Source organism: Enterobacter hormaechei subsp. hoffmannii (assembly GCF_001729745.1).
GTDB lineage: Bacteria > Pseudomonadota > Gammaproteobacteria > Enterobacterales > Enterobacteriaceae > Enterobacter > Enterobacter intestinihominis.
In genome coordinates this window covers 3,694,670-3,714,884 of record NZ_CP017186.1, presented here as the reverse complement: position 1 = coordinate 3,714,884, position 20,215 = coordinate 3,694,670, and the positions used below count along the sequence as shown (strand labels likewise).

Below are 20,215 nucleotides of genomic sequence, written 5' to 3'. Positions count from 1 at the left end.
ACTTTAAGAATCAACGAGAGGATTCACCATGTCTGTAATTAAGATGACCGATCTGGATCTGGCAGGTAAACGCGTTTTCATCCGTGCCGATCTGAACGTACCGGTTAAAGATGGCAAAGTGACCAGCGACGCGCGTATCCGTGCATCTCTGCCAACCATTGAACTGGCTCTGAAGCAGGGCGCTAAAGTGATGGTCACCTCCCACCTGGGCCGTCCAACTGAAGGCGAGTACAACGAAGAGTTCTCTCTGCTGCCGGTTGTTAATTACCTGAAAGACAAACTGTCCAGCCCGGTTCGCCTGGTGAAAGATTATCTGGACGGCGTAGAAGTTGCTGAAGGTGAGCTGGTTGTTCTGGAAAACGTTCGCTTCAACAAAGGCGAAAAGAAAGACGACGAAACCCTGTCCAAAAAATACGCTGCGCTGTGCGACGTATTCGTGATGGATGCATTCGGTACGGCTCACCGTGCGCAGGCTTCTACCCACGGTATCGGTAAATTCGCAGACGTCGCCTGTGCAGGTCCACTGCTGGCTGATGAACTGGAAGCGCTGGGTAAAGCACTGAAAGAACCTGCTCGTCCTATGGTCGCTATCGTTGGTGGTTCTAAAGTTTCTACCAAACTGACCGTTCTGGATTCCCTGTCCAAAATCGCTGACCAGCTGATCGTTGGCGGTGGTATCGCGAACACCTTCGTTGCTGCGCAAGGCCACAACGTGGGTAAATCCCTCTACGAAGCGGATCTGGTTGACGAAGCCAAACGTCTGCTGGGTACCTGTGATATCCCGGTTCCAACTGACGTTCGCGTGGCAACCGAGTTCTCCGAAACTGCTACTGCAACCCTGAAATCTGTTAACGACATCAAAGATGAAGAGCAGATTCTGGACCTGGGCGACGTTTCTGCACAGAAACTGGCTGAAATCCTGAAAAACGCAAAAACTATCCTGTGGAACGGTCCTGTCGGCGTGTTCGAATTCCCGAACTTCCGCAAAGGGACTGAAATCGTGGCTAACGCTATCGCAGACAGCGAAGCGTTCTCTATCGCAGGCGGTGGTGACACCCTGGCAGCTATCGACCTGTTCGGTATCGCTGACAAGATCTCCTACATCTCCACTGGTGGCGGCGCATTCCTCGAATTCGTGGAAGGCAAAGTCCTGCCAGCAGTAGCAATGCTCGAAGAGCGCGCTAAGAAGTAAGCCATTCAGGGGCAGGGAAACCTGCCCAATTTTCAGCGCGCTTATCAGAGCTCGCACCTTTTCTAACGGCCGAAGATACAGGACTAAGCAACATGTCTAAAATTTTTGATTTCGTAAAACCTGGCGTTATCACTGGTGATGACGTACAGAAAGTGTTCCAGGTAGCTAAAGAAAACAACTTCGCTCTGCCAGCAGTTAACTGCGTAGGTACCGACTCCATCAACGCCGTACTGGAAACCGCTGCAAAAGTTAAAGCACCGGTTATCGTTCAGTTCTCTAACGGCGGCGCTGCGTTCATCGCAGGTAAAGGCGTGAAAACTGACGTTCCTCAGGGCGCTGCTATCCTGGGTGCTATCTCTGGCGCACATCATGTTCACCAGATGGCTGAGCACTACGGTGTTCCGGTTATCCTGCACACTGACCACTGCGCGAAAAAACTGCTGCCATGGATCGACGGTCTGCTGGACGCAGGTGAAAAACACTTCGCAGCAACCGGTAAGCCACTGTTCTCTTCTCACATGATCGACCTGTCCGAAGAGTCTCTGGAAGAAAACATCGAGATCTGCTCTAAGTACCTGGCGCGTATGTCCAAAATGGGCATGACCCTGGAAATCGAACTGGGTTGCACCGGCGGTGAAGAAGACGGTGTGGACAACAGCCACATGGACGCTTCTGCTCTGTACACTCAGCCAGAAGACGTTGATTACGCTTACACCGAGCTGAGCAAAATCAGCCCACGCTTCACCATCGCAGCATCCTTCGGAAACGTGCACGGCGTGTACAAGCCAGGTAACGTGGTTCTGACCCCGACCATCCTGCGTGATTCTCAGGAATATGTGTCTAAGAAACACAACCTGCCGCACAACAGCCTGAACTTCGTCTTCCACGGCGGTTCCGGTTCTTCTGCTCAGGAAATCAAAGATTCCGTAAGCTACGGCGTAGTGAAAATGAACATCGATACCGACACCCAGTGGGCAACCTGGGACGGTATCCTGCAATACTACAAAACCAACGAAGCTTACCTGCAAGGTCAGCTGGGCAACCCGAAAGGCGAAGACCAGCCGAACAAGAAATACTACGATCCACGCGTATGGCTGCGCGCTGCCCAGACTTCTATGATTACTCGTCTGGAGCAGGCATTCAAAGAACTGAACGCGGTTGACGTTCTGTAATTTGTACTGCTGACAGCACATCAGAAGGCCCGCAAATGCGGGCCTTTTTTTATGCTTTTTCAATATCCTGCAATACCTGATTTTGTGATCTGTTTGGCATTACCCGCTCTTTTTGTTTACCCTTTACTGACCTGCCTGTCCCCTTAAGGGATAGATTTTGTGTTTTGGTTTAGCAAAAGGAAGAATAAATGGAACAACTTGATGTTGTAGACAGCATCAATCACGCGGGTAACTGGCTGGTGCGCAACCAGGCGCTACTGCTGAGCTACGCTGTGAATATTGTTGCCGCTATTGCCATCATCATTGTCGGGATGATCGTGGCGCGTATCGTATCGAACGCGGTCAATCGAGTGATGGTTGCACGTCACATTGACGCCACGGTCGCCGATTTCCTCTCCGCGCTTGTGCGTTACGGCATCATCGCCTTTACGCTGATTGCGGCGCTGGGGCGTGTCGGCGTGCAGACGGCATCCGTCATCGCTGTGCTCGGTGCTGCCGGTCTGGCCATTGGTCTGGCATTACAGGGTTCGCTGTCGAACCTGGCGGCGGGCGTACTGCTGGTAACCTTCCGTCCGTTCCGTTCCGGTGAATACGTGGATTTAGGCGGGATCGCGGGTACCGTGTTGCAGGTACAGATTTTCTCTACCACTCTGCGTACTGTCGACGGTCGTATTGTGGTGGTACCGAACGGGAAAATCATTGCCGGCAATATCATTAACTTCTCCCGCGAGCCGGTGCGTCGTAACGAGCTGATCATCAGCGTGGCGTACGATTCCGATATCGATCAGGTGAAGTCTCTGATTACCAACATCATTGCTTCAGATGACCGTATTCTGAAGGACCGCGAGCAGACCGTTCGTCTGAATGAACTGGGCGCATCATCCATTAATTTTGTGGTGCGCATCTGGAGCAAAAGCAGCGATCTGCAAAACGTATACTGGGATGTGCTGGAGCGCATTAAGCGTGACTTCGATGCTAACGGCATCAGCTTCCCGTACCCGCAGATGGACGTAAACGTCAAAAAAGTCAAAGAAGCAGAGTAACGTCTCCGTAGGCCCGGTAAGCGTCAGCGACACCGGGCTTTTCTTTTATTAGCCTCGCTAATCCCCAATTAATATTATCCATTTCCTCTAATGTCGTTCCCGCAGTATAGTCTGCCCCAGGACAACTCTGCGAGAATTACGTTATGTTATCTTACTATTTTCAAGGGCTTGCGTTAGGTGCGGCCATGATCCTTCCCCTTGGTCCACAAAATGCGTTCGTGATGAATCAGGGCATCCGCCGTCAGTACCATCTGATGATTGCCCTGCTGTGCGCGGTGAGCGATCTGCTGCTGATTTGCGCCGGGATCTTTGGCGGCAGCGCCCTGTTGATGCAGTCGCCGTGGCTGCTGGCGCTGGTTACCTGGGGCGGCGTAGCGTTTCTGCTGTGGTACGGGTTTGGCGCCCTGAAAACGGCCATGAGCAGCAATCTTGAGCTGGCGAGCGCCGAAGTGATGAAGCAAGGGCGCTGGAAGATTATCGTCACCATGCTCGCCGTGACATGGCTTAACCCGCACGTTTATCTTGATACGTTCGTGGTGCTCGGCAGCCTGGGTGGACAGCTGGACGTTGAGCCGAAACGCTGGTTTGCGCTCGGTACGGTCAGCGCCTCCTTCCTCTGGTTCTTTGGTCTTGCGATCCTGGCGGCGTGGCTGGCGCCACGACTGCGTACCGCCAAAGCGCAGCGCATTATCAATACCCTGGTGGGGCTGGTGATGTGGTTTATTGCCTTCCAGCTGGCGAAAGAGGGCATTCATCACGTACAGGGATTGTTCAACTAAGCGTTGTCTTATGGACATCTGAACAAGACCCGCTAAGCTTGCTGGCATGAGCCCTGTTAACAGGGCACTCTTCGCAACATGGAGGAATGACAGTGAAGTTTAAGGTGATGGCCCTGGCGGCATTAGTAAGTTTAGGTGCGGTGTCGGTGCAGGCGAATGAACTGCCAAACGGCCCGCACATTGTCACTTCAGGTACGGCAAGCGTGGATGCGGTACCGGATGTTGCAACCCTGGCAATTGAAGTGAACGTGGCGGCGAAAGATGCTGCTTCCGCCAAGAAACAGGCAGACGATCGTGTTGCGCAATACCTCTCTTTCCTGGAACAGAACGGTGTCGCGAAAAAAGACATCAGCTCTGCGAACCTGCGTACTCAACCGGATTACGATTACCAGAACGGCAAAAGCATCCTGAAAGGCTATCGCGCCGTGCGTACTGTAGAAGTGACCGTGCGCCAGCTTGATAAGCTCAACGGATTGCTGGATGGTGCGCTGAAGGCAGGGCTGAACGAAATTCGTTCCGTCTCGCTGGGCGTTGCGCAACCGGAGAAGTATAAAGACGAAGCGCGTAAAGCGGCGATTGATGATGCCATTCATCAGGCACAGCAGCTGGCATCCGGCTTCAAGAGCAAGCTCGGTCCGGTTTACAGCGTGCGTTACCACGTCTCAAACTACCAGCCAAGCCCGATGGTGCGGATGATGAAAGCGGACGCCGCGCCGGTTTCTGCTCAGGAAACCTACGAGCAGCCAACCATTCAGTTCGACGATCAGGTTGATGTGGTGTTCCAGCTGGAGCCGACTGAAAAGCCAGCTCAGTAACCCGTAGGCCGGGTAAGGCGAAGCCGCCACCCGGCTTGTTTTTCAATCCTGTCTTAACACCTTATGCCCAAACGCCAGCAGCGCGTCGGTGACGTTGCGCATCATGCGGCTTTCCGGCGCAAAACGGTGCCAGTACAGCATCCGGCGCTGATACAGCCCCGGAGTTAAATCAATCAGCTCACCGCTTTTCAACTCTTTCTCAATCTGCAGATGCGGGATCATGCAGCAGGTGGTTCCCTGACGTGCAAGCTGCACAAAGGCTTCGGACGAGTTAACGATATGACACGGCACGCTGCCCGGCGGCAAATCGAAGTTTTGTTGCAGGAAGGCCTGATGCATATCGTCCAGATGGTCGAACGCGACGGCAGGGGCTTTTAGCAGCGCGGCGCGGGTCACACCGTTCGGGAAATAGCGCTCGGCAAAGGCTTTTGAACCGACGAAGAGGTAATCCAGCGCGCCCAACTGATCCACCAGACAGCTTGGCAGCGCCTGAGGCTGAATACTGACGGCACCAACCACTTCGCCGCGACGCAGACGTTCCTGGGTGCGGGTTTCATCTTCAACCTGGAGATTCAGGCGGATAGGGGAGTCGGCCAGCACCGGCGCAAGGGCCGGCAGCAGCCAGGTTGCCAGACTGTCGGCGTTCACCGCCAGCGACAGCAGCAGCGGCGTGGAGCCGGTCTGTTCATCGCCCAGCCACTCATCTTCCAGCAGTTCAACCTGACGTAGCAGGGCGAGGAGCTTTTGTCCTTGCTCCGTTGGACGCGGCGGTACGGTACGCACCAGCAGCGGCTGCCCGAACATGTTTTCAAGTTGTTTGATACGCTGTGATACGGCGGACTGGGTGATGCACAGCTTTTGCGCCGCGCGCTCAAAACCGCGTTCACGAATAACTGCATCAAGTGCCTGTAGTGTTCTGTAGTCCGGACGTTTCATTGCTCTGGCTGACTCCTTAATTTTGCTTAATCTGCACTATGACACAATTTTCCCTTCGTGGCAGACGAAATCCATTCGACGTGTTCTATAATGCGCCCTGAGTTTTCACACCACAGGCAAAACGATCATGACGCAGGATGAACTGAAAAAAGCAGTAGGATGGGCGGCTCTCCAGTACGTACAGCCGGGTACCATTGTCGGTGTTGGTACGGGATCGACGGCGGCACACTTTATCGATGCGCTGGGCACGATGAAGGGGCAAATCGAGGGCGCGGTTTCGAGCTCCGATGCTTCCACGGAAAAGCTGAAAAGCCTCGGCATCACTGTTTTCGACCTCAACGAAGTGGACCGTCTGGGCATTTACGTTGATGGCGCGGATGAAATCAACGGCCACATGCAGATGATCAAAGGCGGTGGCGCGGCGCTGACCCGCGAAAAAATCATTGCCTCCGTGGCGGATAAGTTCATCTGCATCGCGGACGCCTCCAAGCAGGTCGACATTCTGGGGAGTTTCCCGCTGCCGGTCGAAGTGATCCCGATGGCACGCAGTGCCGTGGCACGTCAACTGGTGAAGCTGGGTGGTCGTCCGGAATACCGTCAGGGTGTGGTGACCGACAACGGCAACGTGATCCTCGACGTTCACGGCCTTGAGATCCTCGATGCCATTGCGCTGGAAAATGCGATTAACGGCATTCCGGGCGTCGTTACCGTAGGGTTATTTGCCAACCGTGGCGCGGACGTGGCGCTGATCGGCACGGCTGACGGTGTAAAAACCATCGTAAAATGATCTGACGGGGGGAGCGCTCCCCCCGCTAAAAAATTTTGAAAAGCTAAATTCGGTGACTTGTGTCACGTTTTTCCGCCTCTTTTGCCGATCCTTCCGCGTTTGTAAATTTCCATAGCATTTTCCTCTGTCATTTTGCTCTGTATGACTTTTCTTCAGAGTGCCGACGCAAACGTTCATATTGCTGCAATAGTTTTTTTTGATATGTTGGCTGCACGGGATTTATATCCAGCACAACATCAGTTCAGATAAAAACAGGGTCGGGTAAATGGCAAAGGTATCACTGGAGAAAGACAAGATTAAATTCCTGCTGGTTGAAGGCGTGCACCAGAAAGCGCTCGATAGCCTTCGCGCTGCAGGTTACACCAACATCGAATTTCACAAAGGCGCGCTGGATACTGAAGAGCTGAAAGCGTCCATCCGTGATGCCCATTTCATTGGCCTGCGATCCCGTACCCAACTGACTGAAGACGTTATTGCTGCGGCGGAAAAGCTGGTGGCGATTGGCTGTTTCTGTATCGGTACCAATCAGGTTGATCTGAATGCCGCCGCAAAACGCGGTATCCCGGTTTTTAACGCCCCGTTCTCCAACACCCGTTCCGTGGCGGAGCTGGTGATTGGCGAGCTGCTGCTGCTCCTTCGCGGTATTCCGGAAGCTAACGCCAAAGCGCACCGCGGCGTGTGGAATAAACTGGCCGCGGGCTCCTACGAAGCGCGTGGTAAAAAACTCGGGATTATTGGTTACGGCCACATCGGTACGCAGCTCGGTATTCTGGCGGAATCCCTTGGCATGCACGTGTTTTTCTACGATATCGAAAACAAACTGCCGCTGGGTAACGCGACGCAGGTGCAGCATCTTTCTGACCTGCTGAACATGAGTGACGTGGTCAGCCTGCACGTGCCGGAAAATGCGTCCACCAAAAACATGATGGGAGCGGAAGAGCTGGCGCTGATGAAGCCGGGCTCACTGCTGATCAACGCCGCGCGCGGTACAGTAGTCGATATTCCTGCGCTGTGCGATGCGCTGAAGCGTAAGCATCTGGCGGGTGCGGCGATTGACGTGTTCCCGACGGAACCGGCCACCAACAGCGATCCGTTCACCTCTCCACTGTGCGAGTTCGATAACGTGATCCTGACGCCGCACATCGGCGGTTCTACTCAGGAAGCGCAGGAGAATATCGGCCTGGAAGTGGCGGGCAAGCTGAGCAAATATTCCGACAACGGTTCAACGCTCTCTGCGGTGAACTTCCCGGAAGTGTCTCTGCCGCTACACGGCGGGCGTCGTCTGCTGCACATTCACGAAAACCGTCCGGGCGTGCTGACTGCTATCAACCAGATCTTTGCCGAACAGGGCGTCAACATTGCCGCGCAGTATCTGCAAACGAACGCGCAGATGGGTTATGTGGTGATTGATATTGAAGCGGATGAAGACATTGCCGAGAAAGCATTGCAGAGCATGAAGGCCATTCCGGGGACGATTCGCGCGCGTCTGCTGTACTGATAGTGCGGTCTGTGGTGTCGGGTGGCGATTACGCTTACCCGACCTACAATGTTTGTGCGGTCTGTGTGTCGGGTGGCGCTTACGCTTACCCGACCTACAACGGTCGTGCGGTCTGTGTGTCGGGTGGCGCTCACGCTTACCCGACCTACAATGTTCGTGCGGTCTGTGGTGTCGGGTGGCGCTCACGCTTACCCGACCTACAACGGTCGTGCGGTCTGTGTGTCGGGTGGCGCTTACGCTTACCCGACCTACAATGTTCGTGCGGTCTGTGTGTCGGGTGGCGCTTACACTTACCCGACCTACAATGTTCGTGCGGTCTGTGTGTCGGGTGGCGCTCACGCTTACCCGACCTACAATGTTCGTGCGGTCTGTGGTGTCGGGTGGCGCTCACGCTTACCCGACCTACAACGGTCGTGCGGTCTGTGTGTCGGGTGGCGCTTACGCTTACCCGACCTACAATGTTCGTGCGGTCTGTGTGTCGGGTGGCGCTTACACTTACCCGACCTACAATGTTCGTGCGGTCTGTGTGTCGGGTGGCGCTCACGCTTACCCGACCTACAATGTTCGAGGATTTATGTAGGCCGGGTAAGGCGTAGCCGCCACCCGGCTTTGTTCTACCAGGTCCAGGTTTTACTGGGCGTCACCACCGCCGGCAACGGCACATCCCATTTCTCCACGGGTAATGCCTCCACGCCCTGACAATCATGCGCATAGCCCACCGGCTGCAACCCGTACTGCTGCCAGTTGTGTAGCGTTCTGTCGTAAAAACCACCGCCCATACCTAATCGCTGTCCCTGCTCGTCAAATGCCACCAGCGGCGTAATCAGCACATCCAGTTCAGATAGCGGCAGCACATCGCGCACGTCGAGTTTGGGTTCGGTGATTTTCAGACGATTCACCACCAGTTCGCTGTGCGGATGGTAGTGCAGAAACAGCAGATTGCCCCGGCTAAAGGGATGCAGCACCGGCAGATAAACTTTTTTCCCGGCGCGCCAGAGCTGGTCGATAAGCGGTTGGGTATCCAGCTCACCATCAAACGAAAGAAACAGGGCGACGGTGTTTGCCATCACCACAGGCGGATAGGCCATCATACGGGCGGCAGCCTGCTGGGCAAACTGTGCCTGTTGTTCGGCGCTTAAGGCACGACGACGCTGGCGAATGAGCTGACGGATATCCTGGCGTGAAGCAGAAACTTCAGGGAATTGAGTCATGGTTGTTGGTAGAAGAAGAGAGAGGGAATCTCCGAGATGCCGCCGCAGGCTGTAACCCTTGAACCCTTGGTTCAAGGTGAATGTGTCGTCATAGTTTTAAGGCTTCTCGGACGGACCGAGCATGCTCACCAACCATGGAGCGCCACATTCTTGTGGTATGAAATATCGGCTCAGGGGACTGGCCCGCTTGCAAACATCTCAGAGAAATTTTGTCTTCACAGTTACTCTACCATAGTCAACTGAGAAGTGTTATTCAAACTTTGGTCCCGGTCTTTCAGGACTGCGACCTTGATCAAGCAATGCCTGTTCAATGGTCTGCTGGAGCATTTTAATGCGCTGCTCCATGCTTGCCGCGTAATCGCGGGTCTTCGCTTTTTCCTGAGTCAGTTCATAGCTGATGTTCAACGCGGCGATGAAAACCAGCTGCTCAGTATTTGTGACTCTAGTGCGTTCTTTTAGATCTTGCAACCGCTGATTCAAATCGTCCGCAGCCTGATTCAAAGCATCCCTTTGTTCAGGCGGACAATTCACTCGCAGTGAACGGCCAAAAATCTGGAGATCGACGGGTTGTGCAGACATGCCACCTTCCTGCTGATTGACTGCGCTGCCTTCGCTTACTGCCCCGGGGGCTGCGAAGGGGCGACACTATAGCTACCCTGATGTGAAGATACAAGCCCTTTTCTGGTATCACCAGGGTCCAAAGTGGTAGCATATCATGAATATCCTCCCTTTGATGACGAATGCGTATGTCTATACAGAACGAAATGCCTGGTTACAAGGATTTAAACCAGTTACTGAACCAGCAGGGAGTCGGTCTAACCCCTGCCGAAATGCACGGTCTGATCAGCGGCATACTGTGCGGCGGAAACAGCGACAGCTCATGGCAGCCGCTGATCCACGACCTCACCAACGAAGGGCTGGCGTTTGGCCACGAACTGGCGGAAGCGCTACGTAAAATGCACGCCGCAACCAGCGATTCCCTGGAAGACGATGGCTTTCTTTTTCAGCTTTATCTGCCTGAAGGCGACGATGTCAGCGTCTTCGATCGCGCTGATGCGCTCGCGGGTTGGGTAAACCACTATCTGCTTGGCCTGGGCGTAACCCAGCCTAAACTAGATAAAGTGACCGGCGAAGCGGGTGAAGCGATCGACGATCTGCGTAACATCGCCCAGCTCGGCTACGATGAAGACGAAGACCAGGAAGAGCTGGAGATGTCTCTCGAAGAGATCATCGAGTACGTGCGCGTGGCGTCTCTGCTGTGCCACGACAACTTTACGCGCTCGCAGCCGACCGCGCCGGAAGTTCGCAAGCCAACATTACACTAAGAAAAATAACGCACAGGAGGGTGTCATGGTTATCTCCAGTCAAGAGTATTCTCGCCGTCGTCAGGCGCTGCTGGCAAAAATGCAGCCGGGAAGCGCTGCCCTGATTTTCGCCGCGCCGGAAGTGACGCGCAGCGCCGACAGCGAATACCCCTATCGCCAGAGCAGTGATTTCTGGTACTTCACCGGGTTTAACGAGCCGGAAGCGGTACTGGTGCTGATTAAAAGCAATGACACCCACAACCACAGCGTGATTTTCAACCGCGTTCGCGATCTGACTGCGGAAATCTGGTTTGGTCGCCGCTTAGGGCAGGAGGCGGCGCCGGAAAAACTGGGCGTGGACCGCGCGCTGGCCTACAGCGAAATCAACCAGCAGCTCTATCAACTGCTCAACGGCCTGGACGTGCTCTATCACGCGCAGGGTGAATACGCGTATGCGGATGAGATTGTTTTCACTGCGCTGGATAAGCTGCGTAAAGGCTCACGTCAGAATTTGTCTGCACCCGCAACCCTGACAGACTGGCGACCGGTGGTGCATGAGATGCGCCTGTTTAAGTCTGAAGAAGAGCTGAATGTGATGCGCCGCGCGGGCGAAATCAGCGCCCTGGCGCATACCCGCGCCATGGAAAAGTGCCGTCCCGGTATGTTCGAGTACCAGCTTGAAGGGGAAATTCACCATGAATTTTACCGTCACGGCGCGCGCTTCCCGTCCTATAACACCATCGTAGGCGGCGGTGAAAACGGCTGCATTCTGCACTACACCGAAAACGAAAGTGAACTGCGCGACGGCGATCTGGTGCTGATTGACGCCGGCTGTGAATATCAGGGTTACGTGGGCGACATCACCCGTACCTTCCCGGTGAACGGTAAATTCACCCCAGCGCAGCGTGAAATCTATGACATCGTGCTTGAGTCTCTGGAGACCGCGCTGACGCTGTTCCGCCCTGGCACCTCCATTCAGGAGGTTACGGGCGAGGTGGTGCGCATCATGATTACCGGGCTGGTGAAGCTTGGTATTCTGAAAGGCGATGTGGACACCCTTATAACCGAAAACGCCCATCGCCCGTACTTTATGCACGGCCTGAGCCACTGGCTGGGGCTGGATGTGCATGACGTGGGGGCATACGGTCCGGAACGTTCGCGCGTGCTGGAGCCTGGCATGGTGCTGACCGTTGAGCCGGGGCTGTACATCGCGCCGGATGCCGACGTGCCGGAACAGTACCGCGGGATCGGCATTCGTATTGAAGATGACATCGTCATCACCGAAACCGGTAACGAAAACCTGACCGCGACCGTGGTGAAAAAAGCCGACGACATCGAGGCGCTGATGGCGGCGGCACGCGGATGAGCGTAATCATTGTTGGCGGAGGCATGACCGGCGCTACTCTGGCGTTGGCTATTTCGCAGTTAACCCAGGGCCAGCTTCCGGTGCATCTGGTTGAGGCGGTCGCGCCGCAGGCGACCGATCATCCCGGTTTCGACGCCCGCGCTATCGCGCTGGCGCAGGGAACCTGTCAGCAGCTTGCGCGTATTGGGATCTGGCAGGCGATAGCGGATTGCGCAACGGCGATCGGCACCGTTCACGTCAGCGATCGCGGGCACGCCGGGTTTGTGACGCTGGATGCCCACGATTACCGGATCGAGGCGCTGGGGCAGGTTGTCGAGCTGCATGACGTAGGGCTGCGGCTGTTCCGTCTGTTACAGGACGCGCCTGGCGTCACGCTGCACTGTCCGGCGCGCGTCGCCAGCTTTAACCGCCGTGACGAAGCCGTCAGCGTGACGCTGGACAACGGCACCACGCTGGAGGGGGAACTGCTGGTGGCGGCGGATGGTTCACGCTCCGCGATCGCCACGCAGTGCGGCGTCGAATTGCGCTCTGAACCCTATGGGCAGGTGGCGGTCATCGCTAACGTCTCTACGGCTGGCGCGCATAACGGCAGGGCATTTGAGCGCTTCACTGAGCACGGCCCGCTGGCCATGCTGCCGATGTCGAACGGGCGCTGCTCGCTGGTGTGGTGCCATGCGCAGGACCGGGCCGATGAGGTTCTCTCCTGGTCCGACGAACGTTTTAGTTCCGAGCTGCAAAAAGCCTTCGGCTGGCGGCTTGGGCGTATCACCCAGGCCGGAAAACGCGTGGCCTATCCGCTCGCGCTGACGACCGCATCGCAGACTGTCTCCCATCGCGTCGCTCTGGTCGGCAACGCCGCGCAGACGCTGCACCCCATCGCCGGGCAAGGCTTTAACCTTGGCCTGCGCGACGTGATGAGCCTGGCTGAGCTACTGGCGCAGACGTGGAGCGAACAACAGGATTGTGGCGCATACTCAGTGCTTAGCCATTACCAGAAACGACGTCAGGCGGACAAAGCGGCGACCATTGGCGTTACCGACGGTTTAGTCCACCTGTTTGCCAATCGCTGGGCACCGCTGGTTGCGGGTCGCAACCTTGGGCTGATGGCGATGGAACTGTTCATTCCGGCACGTGACGTGCTGGCGCAGCGGACCCTGGGTTGGGTCGCGCGTTAAGGAGTAATCACCGTGCAAAATGTTGATGTCGCCATTGTCGGCGGCGGAATGGTAGGACTGGCGCTGGCCTGTGGTTTACAGGGCAGCGGCCTGCGCGTGGCGGTGCTTGAGCAAAACGCGCCGCAGCCTGTGGCGCAGGATGCACCGCCGGAGCTGCGCGTCTCGGCGATCAATGCCGCCAGCGAAAAGCTACTGACGCACCTTGGCGTCTGGTCTGAAATCGTGGCGCTGCGTGCCAGCTGTTACCATGGCATGGAAGTGTGGGATAAAGACAGCTTCGGCCATATCGCGTTTGACGATGAAAGCATGGGCTACAGCCACCTTGGGCACATCGTTGAAAACGCGGTGATCCACCACGCGCTGTGGCAAAAAGCGCAGCAGTGCAGCGACGTCACGCTGATCGCACCGGCGAAACTTCAGCAGGTGGCGTGGGGCGAAAACGACGCGTTTATCACTCTTGAAAGCGGCGACATGCTGACCGCGCGGCTGGTAGTGGGTGCCGACGGCGCCAATTCCTGGCTGCGTAACAAAGCGGATATTCCGCTGACCTTCTGGGATTACCGTCATCACGCCCTGGTTGCCACAATCCGCACCGAAGAGCCGCATGGCGGCGTGGCGCGCCAGATTTTCCACAATGATGGCATTCTGGCCTTCCTGCCGCTTGCCGATCCGCATCTCTGCTCCATCGTCTGGTCTTTAGAGCCGGAGAAAGCGCAGCAGATGCAGGAGGCGACGCCGGACGCCTTTAATCAGGCGCTATGCGTGGCGTTTGATAACCGTCTGGGCCTGTGCACGCTTGAAAGCGAACGCCAGGCGTTTCCGTTAACCGGTCGCTACGCGCGTCAGTTTGCGGCGCACCGTCTGGCGTTGGTGGGGGATGCGGCGCATACGATTCATCCGCTGGCCGGGCAGGGGGTGAACCTCGGCTTTATGGACGCGGCCGAGCTGGTTGAAGAGCTGCGTCGTCTGCATCGTGAAGGCAAAGATATTGGTCAGCATCTGTATCTGCGTCGCTACGAGCGCAGCCGCAAACACAGTGCGGCGATGATGCTGGCGGGTATGCAGGGCTTCCGCGAGCTATTTGCCGGAGCGAACCCGGCGAAAAAACTGCTGCGCGATATCGGCCTCAAACTGGCCGACACCCTTCCCGGCGTCAAACCGCAGCTTCTTCGTCAGGCAATGGGCCTTAACGATCTTCCCGACTGGTTACGTTAATCTCGATCCCCGTCACACTTTATTTTCCCGGCCTTCGCGCCGGGGAAATCTCCTCGTTTGAAATAATCTAATTTCACGTCATTTTTCGCATTAGAAAATCTAATCTTACTCTTTTTATGTTACGGAAATTCGGCCCGTTTTTCCGCACGAAATATCACCATCTGCTAAATCCTGTTAGCTCGATGTTAATTTTATGCGGGTTTAATCGCATTTTACCAGTGAATAACTCTGTAGGCTTTTCAGCGATTTTTGGTCATAAGCTAATGTGATGACCCGTTTTACCTTATGGTTAACCGCCGGTTTCGGTGGTAAGTTCAGGTAAAAGAGAACGTTTGCGTCGGCCCTCGATCGCGAGGTCGACACCGGGTTTCACGGTGAATTTTTCAACGAGGAAAAGATGGCTCAACAGACTCCTTTGTACGAACAGCACGTGTTATGCGGCGCCCGCATGGTGGACTTCCACGGCTGGATGATGCCGCTGCACTACGGCTCGCAGATTGATGAGCACCACGCGGTGCGCACCGATGCCGGTATGTTCGACGTGTCTCATATGACGATTGTCGACCTGCGCGGAAGCCGCACCCGGGAGTTTTTGCGTTATCTGCTGGCAAACGACGTCGCCAAACTAAAAACGCCGGGCAAAGCGCTCTATACCGGCATGCTCAATGCCTCTGGCGGCGTGATTGACGACCTTATCGTCTACTACTTCACCGAAGATTTCTTCCGCCTCGTTGTAAACTCCGCCACCCGCGAAAAAGACCTCTCCTGGATTTCCCAACACGCTGAACCTTACGCCATCGACATCACCGTTCGTGACGATCTGTCGCTGATTGCGGTGCAGGGGCCAAACGCCCAGGCGAAATCCGCGTCTCTGTTCAGCGACGAGCAGCGCAAAGCAACCGAAGGCATGAAGCCGTTCTTCGGCGTGCAGGCGGGGGATCTGTTTATCGCCACCACCGGCTACACCGGTGAAGCGGGCTACGAAATTGCAATGCCAAACGAAAAGGCCGCCGATTTCTGGCGTGCGCTGGTGGAGGCGGGTGTGAAGCCTGCGGGCCTGGGCGCGCGCGATACGCTGCGTCTGGAAGCGGGGATGAACCTCTACGGTCAGGAGATGGACGAAGGCGTCTCACCGCTGGCGGCCAACATGGGCTGGACCATCGCGTGGGAACCGGCTGACCGTGATTTTATTGGCCGTGAAGCGCTGGAGATGCAGCGCGAGAAGGGCACTGAACAGCTGGTTGGCCTGGTGATGAAAGAAAAAGGCGTTCTGCGCGGCGAGCTGCCGGTGCGCTTCACCGATGCCGATGGCAATCATCGCGAAGGCGTGATCACCAGCGGAACGTTCTCCCCGACGCTCGGCTACAGTATTGCACTGGCACGCGTGCCAGCGGGGATTGGCGAAACGGCGGTGGTGCAGATCCGCAACCGCGAAATGCCGGTCAACGTGACCAAACCGATTTTTGTTCGCGCCGGTAAGCCGGTCGCCTAACTATTTTTATCAGGAGAACTTCAATGAGCAATGTGCCAGCAGAACTGAAATACAGCAAAGAACACGAGTGGCTGCGCAAAGAGGCGGACGGCACTTACACCGTTGGGATCACCGAGCACGCGCAGGAACTGCTGGGCGACATGGTGTTTGTTGACCTGCCGGAAGTGGGCGCAACCGTGAGCGCAGGCGACGACTGTGCGGTGGCGGAATCCGTTAAAGCGGCCTCTGACATCTACGCTCCGGTGAGCGGTGAAATTGTTGCCGTGAACGACGCGCTGAGCGACTCCCCGGAGCTGGTGAACAGCGAGCCTTATGAAAGCGGCTGGATCTTTAAGATCAAAGCCAGCGACGAAGCGCAGGTTGCCGCGCTGCTGGATGCGACCGCGTACGAAGCACTACTGGAAGACGAATAACGTTGTGCCGGATGGCGCTGCGCTTATCCGGCCTACAGATCTACGTAGGCCCGGTAAGCGTTAGCGCCACCGGGCAACAGCGTTACAGATAATTACGATTCACTGCACGTTTCAGGAACCATCGCTCATGACACAGACTTTAAGCCAGCTTGAAAACCGTGGCGCCTTCATTGAACGTCACATTGGGCCGGATGCTCAGCAACAGCAGGAGATGCTGAAGACAGTTGGCGCGGATTCATTAAACGCACTGATCGGCCAGATCGTGCCAAAAGACATCCAGCTTGCCACACCGCCGCAGGTAGGCGAGTCCACGACGGAGTTCGCCGCGCTGGCGGAGCTGAAGGCCATCGCCGGCCTTAACAAGCGCTATAAGTCTTACATCGGCATGGGCTACACCAACGTGCAGTTACCGCCGGTGATCCTGCGTAACATGCTGGAAAACCCGGGCTGGTACACCGCTTACACCCCGTATCAGCCAGAAGTCTCCCAGGGCCGTCTGGAAGCGCTGCTGAACTTCCAGCAGGTGACGCTGGATCTGACCGGTATGGATATCGCCTCTGCCTCTCTGCTGGATGAAGCCACTGCCGCCGCTGAAGCGATGGCGATGGCGAAGCGCGTGAGCAAGCTGAAAAACGCCAACCGCTTTTTCGTCGCGGCGGACGTGCATCCCCAGACGCTGGACGTGGTGCGCACCCGTGCGGAAACCTTCGGCTTTGAGGTGATTGTCGACGACGCTGACAAAGTGCTGGATCACCAGGACGTCTTCGGCGTGCTGTTACAGCAGGTGGGCACCACCGGGGAAGTGCATGATTACAGCGCGCTGATCGCCGAGCTCAAATCGCGTAAGGTTATTGTTAGCGTCGCCGCTGATTTTATGGCGCTGGTGCTGCTGACGGCGCCAGGTAAACAGGGCGCGGATATTGTCTTCGGCTCAGCGCAACGCTTCGGCGTGCCGATGGGCTACGGCGGCCCGCACGCGGCGTTCTTTGGCGCGAAAGATGAATTTAAACGTTCCATGCCAGGCCGTATTATCGGCGTATCGAAAGATGCCGCCGGTAACACCGCGCTGCGCATGGCGATGCAGACCCGCGAGCAGCATATCCGCCGCGAGAAAGCGAACTCCAACATCTGTACCTCGCAGGTGCTGCTGGCTAACATTGCCAGCTTATACGCGGTGTTCCACGGTCCGGCTGGCCTGAAACGCATTGCCAGCCGCATCCACCGTCTGGCCGATATCCTGGCCTGCGGTCTGCAACAGAAAGGTCTCAGGCTGCGTCATGAGCACTACTTCGACACCCTGTGCGTCGAGGTGGCAGACAAAGCGGCCGTGCTGGCGCGCGCCGAGGCAGCACAAATCAACCTGCGCAGCGACATTCACAATGCGGTCGGTATTACGCTGGACGAAAGCACCACCCGTGACGATATCCTGACCCTGTTCAACGTATTGCTGGGTGACGCACAGGGTCTGGACGTTGATACGCTCGACAAAGAGGTTGCGCTCGACAGCCGCTCCATTCAGGAAAGCATGCTGCGCGACGACGCGATCCTGACTCACCCGGTGTTCAACCGCTATCACAGCGAAACCGAGATGATGCGTTACATGCACTCTCTGGAACGTAAAGATCTGGCGCTGAACCAGGCGATGATCCCGCTGGGCTCCTGCACCATGAAGCTGAACGCCGCGGCTGAGATGATCCCAATCACCTGGCCTGAATTCTCCGAGCTGCACCCGTTCTGCCCGGCTGAGCAGGCGGAAGGTTATCACATGATGATCAACCAGCTCTCCGACTGGCTGGTGAAGCTGACCGGGTACGACGCGCTCTGCATGCAGCCGAACTCCGGTGCGCAGGGTGAATACGCCGGTCTGCTGGCGATCCGTCACTATCACGAAAGCCGCAACGAAGGCCACCGCGATATCTGTCTGATCCCAAGCTCTGCCCACGGTACCAACCCGGCTTCTGCCCAGATGGCAGGAATGGAAGTGGTGGTTGTGGCGTGCGACAAAAACGGCAACATCGATCTGGCCGACCTGCGCGCGAAAGCCGAGCAGGCAGGCGACAAACTCTCCTGCATCATGGTGACCTACCCGTCCACCCACGGCGTGTACGAAGAAACGATCCGTGAAGTATGTGAAGTGGTGCATCAGTTCGGCGGCCAGGTTTACCTCGACGGTGCGAACATGAACGCCCAGGTGGGCATTACCTCTCCGGGCTTTATTGGCGCGGACGTGTCGCACCTCAACCTGCATAAAACGTTCTGCATTCCGCACGGCGGCGGCGGCCCGGGCATGGGCCCAATCGGCGTCAAAGCGCACCTGGCACCGTTTGTGCCAGGCCATAGCGTGGTGCAGATTGAAGGCATGCTGACCCGTCAGGGCGCGGTCTCCGCGGCACCGTTCGGCAGCGCCTCTATCCTGCCAATCAGCTGGATGTACATCCGCATGATGGGCGCGGAAGGGCTCAAGCAGGCCAGCCAGGTGGCGATCCTCAACGCCAACTACATCGCAACACGTCTGAAAGACGCCTATCCGGTGCTCTACACCGGCCGCGATGGTCGCGTGGCGCACGAATGCATCCTCGATATTCGTCCTCTGAAAGAAGAGACGGGCATCAGCGAGCTGGATATTGCCAAGCGCCTGATCGACTATGGCTTCCACGCGCCAACCATGTCCTTCCCGGTTGCAGGAACGCTGATGGTTGAGCCGACCGAGTCTGAAAGCAAGGTGGAGCTGGATCGCTTTATCGACGCGATGCTGGCGATCCGCAGCGAAATCGACCGCGTGAAAGGCGGGGAATGGACGCTGGAAGATAACCCGCTGGTCAACGCCCCGCATACCCAGAACGAACTGGTGGCAGAGTGGAACCACGGTTATACCCGCGAGCTGGCTGTCTTCCCGGCAGGTGTGGCAAACAAATATTGGCCAACCGTGAAACGTCTTGATGATGTTTACGGCGACCGTAACCTGTTCTGCTCCTGCGTACCGATGAGCGAATACCAGTAACGTTGTTCCTGTAGTAACGTAGGCCGGGTAAGGCGAAGCCGCCACCCGGCTTTTTTATTGGGAGAAAAGAATGGCAATTGCATTGGTCACCGGCGCCAGCCGGGGTATTGGTAAAGCCACCGCGCTACAGCTGGCAAGCGAAGGCTACACCGTTGCGGTGAATTTTCATCACAACATCAAAGCCGCGACAGAGGTCATTAATCAGATCGTGGACGCGGGTGGTAAGGCCTTTGCCGTGCGCGCGGATATCAGCGATGAATCGCAGGTGATGGCGATGTTCGACAGCATCGATCGCGAAGGTGAGCCGCTCGCCGCGCTGGTGAACAACGCCGGGATTTTGTTTGAACAATCCTCCATCGAAAACCTCTCAGCTGAACGTATTAACCGCGTGCTGTCCACCAACGTCACTGGCTATTTTCTCTGCTGCCGTGAGGCGGTGAAGCGCATGTCGCATAAACACGGCGGCAAGGGCGGCGCGATTGTGAATGTCTCCTCGGCGGCCTCACGACTGGGCGCACCGGGGGAGTATGTGGATTATGCTGCCTCCAAAGGGGCGGTGGATTCCCTCACCACCGGCCTCGCGCTGGAGGTGGCGGCGCAGGGCATTCGCGTTAACTGCGTGCGGCCAGGCCTGATTTATACCGATATTCACGCCTCCGGCGGCGAGCCGGGGCGTGTGGATCGGGTGAAGTCGATGTTACCGATGCAGCGTGGCGGTCAGCCGGAGGAGGTCGCCCAGGCCATTTCCTGGCTGCTGAGCGACAAAGCCTCCTATGTCACCGGTAGCTTCCTGGAGCTGGCTGGCGGGAAGTAACG

At 56.6% G+C, this 20,215-nt stretch carries 18 protein-coding genes and 1 other RNA gene; 15 read left to right on the top strand and 4 right to left on the bottom strand.

Features of this window, described 5'->3' with window-relative positions; all coding sequences use genetic code 11:
• Positions 1-28 precede the first annotated feature (28 nt).
• The 5 genes from pgk (at position 29) to BFV65_RS17440 (ending at position 5,001) form a co-directional block, all read left to right on the top strand.
• Positions 29-1,192: a phosphoglycerate kinase gene (gene pgk, locus BFV65_RS17460; protein ID WP_003860077.1), complete on the top strand. Its 1,164-nt coding sequence runs from the start codon at positions 29-31 to the stop codon at positions 1,190-1,192.
• 92 nt (positions 1,193-1,284) lie between these two features.
• Positions 1,285-2,364: a class II fructose-bisphosphate aldolase gene (fbaA, locus tag BFV65_RS17455; protein ID WP_017692704.1), complete on the top strand. Its 1,080-nt coding sequence runs from the start codon at positions 1,285-1,287 to the stop codon at positions 2,362-2,364.
• 188 nt (positions 2,365-2,552) lie between these two features.
• On the top strand, positions 2,553-3,407 hold the full coding sequence (locus BFV65_RS17450) for a small-conductance mechanosensitive channel MscS (RefSeq protein WP_022649325.1): 855 nt from the start codon (positions 2,553-2,555) through the stop codon (positions 3,405-3,407).
• Between the two features lie 143 nt (positions 3,408-3,550).
• Positions 3,551-4,186, top strand: coding sequence for an arginine exporter ArgO (gene argO, locus BFV65_RS17445; RefSeq protein WP_003860085.1), 636 nt, complete (start codon positions 3,551-3,553; stop codon positions 4,184-4,186).
• 92 nt (positions 4,187-4,278) lie between these two features.
• Positions 4,279-5,001 (top strand): oxidative stress defense protein, encoded by a 723-nt coding sequence (locus BFV65_RS17440; protein ID WP_022649323.1) that lies wholly within the window; start codon positions 4,279-4,281, stop codon positions 4,999-5,001.
• A 42-nt stretch (positions 5,002-5,043) separates the two neighbouring features.
• Here the strand turns inward: BFV65_RS17440 and argP are convergent, their stop codons facing one another.
• A complete protein-coding gene (gene argP / locus BFV65_RS17435) occupies positions 5,044-5,937 on the bottom strand; it encodes a DNA-binding transcriptional regulator ArgP (protein WP_003860089.1) in 894 nt (297 codons plus the stop codon).
• A gap of 127 nt (positions 5,938-6,064) precedes the next feature.
• Between argP and rpiA the strand changes: the two genes are divergently transcribed.
• Complete coding sequence (gene rpiA / locus BFV65_RS17430) at positions 6,065-6,724, top strand: ribose-5-phosphate isomerase RpiA (protein WP_022649322.1); 660 nt, start codon at positions 6,065-6,067, stop codon at positions 6,722-6,724.
• A 265-nt stretch (positions 6,725-6,989) separates the two neighbouring features.
• Entirely contained in the window at positions 6,990-8,222 is a 1,233-nt protein-coding gene (serA, locus tag BFV65_RS17425) for a phosphoglycerate dehydrogenase (protein WP_022649321.1), read from the top strand.
• A gap of 614 nt (positions 8,223-8,836) precedes the next feature.
• Here the strand turns inward: serA and BFV65_RS17420 are convergent.
• The 3 genes from BFV65_RS17420 to zapA form a co-directional block, all read right to left on the bottom strand.
• Positions 8,837-9,433 (bottom strand): 5-formyltetrahydrofolate cyclo-ligase, encoded by a 597-nt coding sequence (locus BFV65_RS17420; RefSeq protein WP_069596935.1) that lies wholly within the window; start codon positions 9,431-9,433, stop codon positions 8,837-8,839.
• Positions 9,434-9,457: 24 nt separating this feature from the next.
• A non-coding RNA gene (ssrS, locus tag BFV65_RS17415) (6S RNA) lies at positions 9,458-9,641 on the bottom strand.
• 41 nt (positions 9,642-9,682) lie between these two features.
• The gene (zapA, locus tag BFV65_RS17410; protein WP_003860096.1) at positions 9,683-10,012 is read right to left on the bottom strand and encodes a cell division protein ZapA; all 330 of its coding nucleotides are present in this window, start codon (positions 10,010-10,012) and stop codon (positions 9,683-9,685) included.
• A gap of 167 nt (positions 10,013-10,179) precedes the next feature.
• Here zapA and BFV65_RS17405 point away from each other — a divergent pair, with 167 nt between their 5' ends.
• From BFV65_RS17405 to BFV65_RS17370, 8 genes are all read left to right on the top strand, one after another.
• Positions 10,180-10,758 carry a YecA/YgfB family protein gene (locus BFV65_RS17405; protein ID WP_003860099.1) on the top strand — a complete coding sequence of 193 codons (579 nt, stop codon included), beginning with the start codon at positions 10,180-10,182 and terminating at the stop codon, positions 10,756-10,758.
• A 31-nt stretch (positions 10,759-10,789) separates the two neighbouring features.
• Complete coding sequence (pepP, locus tag BFV65_RS17400; protein WP_157886703.1) at positions 10,790-12,103, top strand: Xaa-Pro aminopeptidase; 1,314 nt, start codon at positions 10,790-10,792, stop codon at positions 12,101-12,103.
• The gene (gene ubiH / locus BFV65_RS17395) at positions 12,100-13,278 is read left to right on the top strand and encodes a 2-octaprenyl-6-methoxyphenyl hydroxylase (RefSeq protein WP_022649318.1); all 1,179 of its coding nucleotides are present in this window, start codon (positions 12,100-12,102) and stop codon (positions 13,276-13,278) included. Before pepP ends, ubiH begins: the two co-directional genes overlap by 4 nt.
• 12 nt (positions 13,279-13,290) lie before the next feature.
• A complete protein-coding gene (gene ubiI, locus BFV65_RS17390) occupies positions 13,291-14,493 on the top strand; it encodes an FAD-dependent 2-octaprenylphenol hydroxylase (protein ID WP_022649317.1) in 1,203 nt (400 codons plus the stop codon).
• Positions 14,494-14,890: 397 nt separating this feature from the next.
• Positions 14,891-15,985 (top strand): glycine cleavage system aminomethyltransferase GcvT, encoded by a 1,095-nt coding sequence (gene gcvT, locus BFV65_RS17385; protein WP_023298548.1) that lies wholly within the window; start codon positions 14,891-14,893, stop codon positions 15,983-15,985.
• Positions 15,986-16,008: 23 nt separating this feature from the next.
• Positions 16,009-16,398, top strand: a complete 390-nt coding sequence (gcvH, locus tag BFV65_RS17380; RefSeq protein WP_058646291.1) for a glycine cleavage system protein GcvH — start codon at positions 16,009-16,011, stop codon at positions 16,396-16,398.
• Positions 16,399-16,525: 127 nt separating this feature from the next.
• Positions 16,526-19,399 carry an aminomethyl-transferring glycine dehydrogenase gene (gene gcvP, locus BFV65_RS17375; RefSeq protein ID WP_045308801.1) on the top strand — a complete coding sequence of 958 codons (2,874 nt, stop codon included), beginning with the start codon at positions 16,526-16,528 and terminating at the stop codon, positions 19,397-19,399.
• 70 nt (positions 19,400-19,469) lie between these two features.
• Positions 19,470-20,213 carry an SDR family oxidoreductase gene (locus tag BFV65_RS17370; protein ID WP_063146839.1) on the top strand — a complete coding sequence of 248 codons (744 nt, stop codon included), beginning with the start codon at positions 19,470-19,472 and terminating at the stop codon, positions 20,211-20,213.
• Positions 20,214-20,215: the final 2 nt, after the last annotated feature.

What these genes read in the sequence shown, in the direction of transcription:
- pgk (WP_003860077.1), top strand. Translation starts at nt 29, where the DNA reads ATGTCTGTAATTAAGATGACCGATCTGGATCTGGCAGGTAAACGCGTT.
- fbaA (WP_017692704.1), top strand. Translation starts at nt 1,285, where the DNA reads ATGTCTAAAATTTTTGATTTCGTAAAACCTGGCGTTATCACTGGTGAT.
- BFV65_RS17450 (WP_022649325.1), top strand. Translation starts at nt 2,553, where the DNA reads ATGGAACAACTTGATGTTGTAGACAGCATCAATCACGCGGGTAACTGG.
- argO (WP_003860085.1), top strand. Translation starts at nt 3,551, where the DNA reads ATGTTATCTTACTATTTTCAAGGGCTTGCGTTAGGTGCGGCCATGATC.
- argP (WP_003860089.1), bottom strand. Translation starts at nt 5,937, where the DNA reads ATGAAACGTCCGGACTACAGAACACTACAGGCACTTGATGCAGTTATT.
- rpiA (WP_022649322.1), top strand. Translation starts at nt 6,065, where the DNA reads ATGACGCAGGATGAACTGAAAAAAGCAGTAGGATGGGCGGCTCTCCAG.
- serA (WP_022649321.1), top strand. Translation starts at nt 6,990, where the DNA reads ATGGCAAAGGTATCACTGGAGAAAGACAAGATTAAATTCCTGCTGGTT.
- BFV65_RS17420 (WP_069596935.1), bottom strand. Translation starts at nt 9,433, where the DNA reads ATGACTCAATTCCCTGAAGTTTCTGCTTCACGCCAGGATATCCGTCAG.
- zapA (WP_003860096.1), bottom strand. Translation starts at nt 10,012, where the DNA reads ATGTCTGCACAACCCGTCGATCTCCAGATTTTTGGCCGTTCACTGCGA.
- BFV65_RS17405 (WP_003860099.1), top strand. Translation starts at nt 10,180, where the DNA reads ATGTCTATACAGAACGAAATGCCTGGTTACAAGGATTTAAACCAGTTA.
- ubiH (WP_022649318.1), top strand. Translation starts at nt 12,100, where the DNA reads ATGAGCGTAATCATTGTTGGCGGAGGCATGACCGGCGCTACTCTGGCG.
- gcvT (WP_023298548.1), top strand. Translation starts at nt 14,891, where the DNA reads ATGGCTCAACAGACTCCTTTGTACGAACAGCACGTGTTATGCGGCGCC.
- gcvH (WP_058646291.1), top strand. Translation starts at nt 16,009, where the DNA reads ATGAGCAATGTGCCAGCAGAACTGAAATACAGCAAAGAACACGAGTGG.
- gcvP (WP_045308801.1), top strand. Translation starts at nt 16,526, where the DNA reads ATGACACAGACTTTAAGCCAGCTTGAAAACCGTGGCGCCTTCATTGAA.
- BFV65_RS17370 (WP_063146839.1), top strand. Translation starts at nt 19,470, where the DNA reads ATGGCAATTGCATTGGTCACCGGCGCCAGCCGGGGTATTGGTAAAGCC.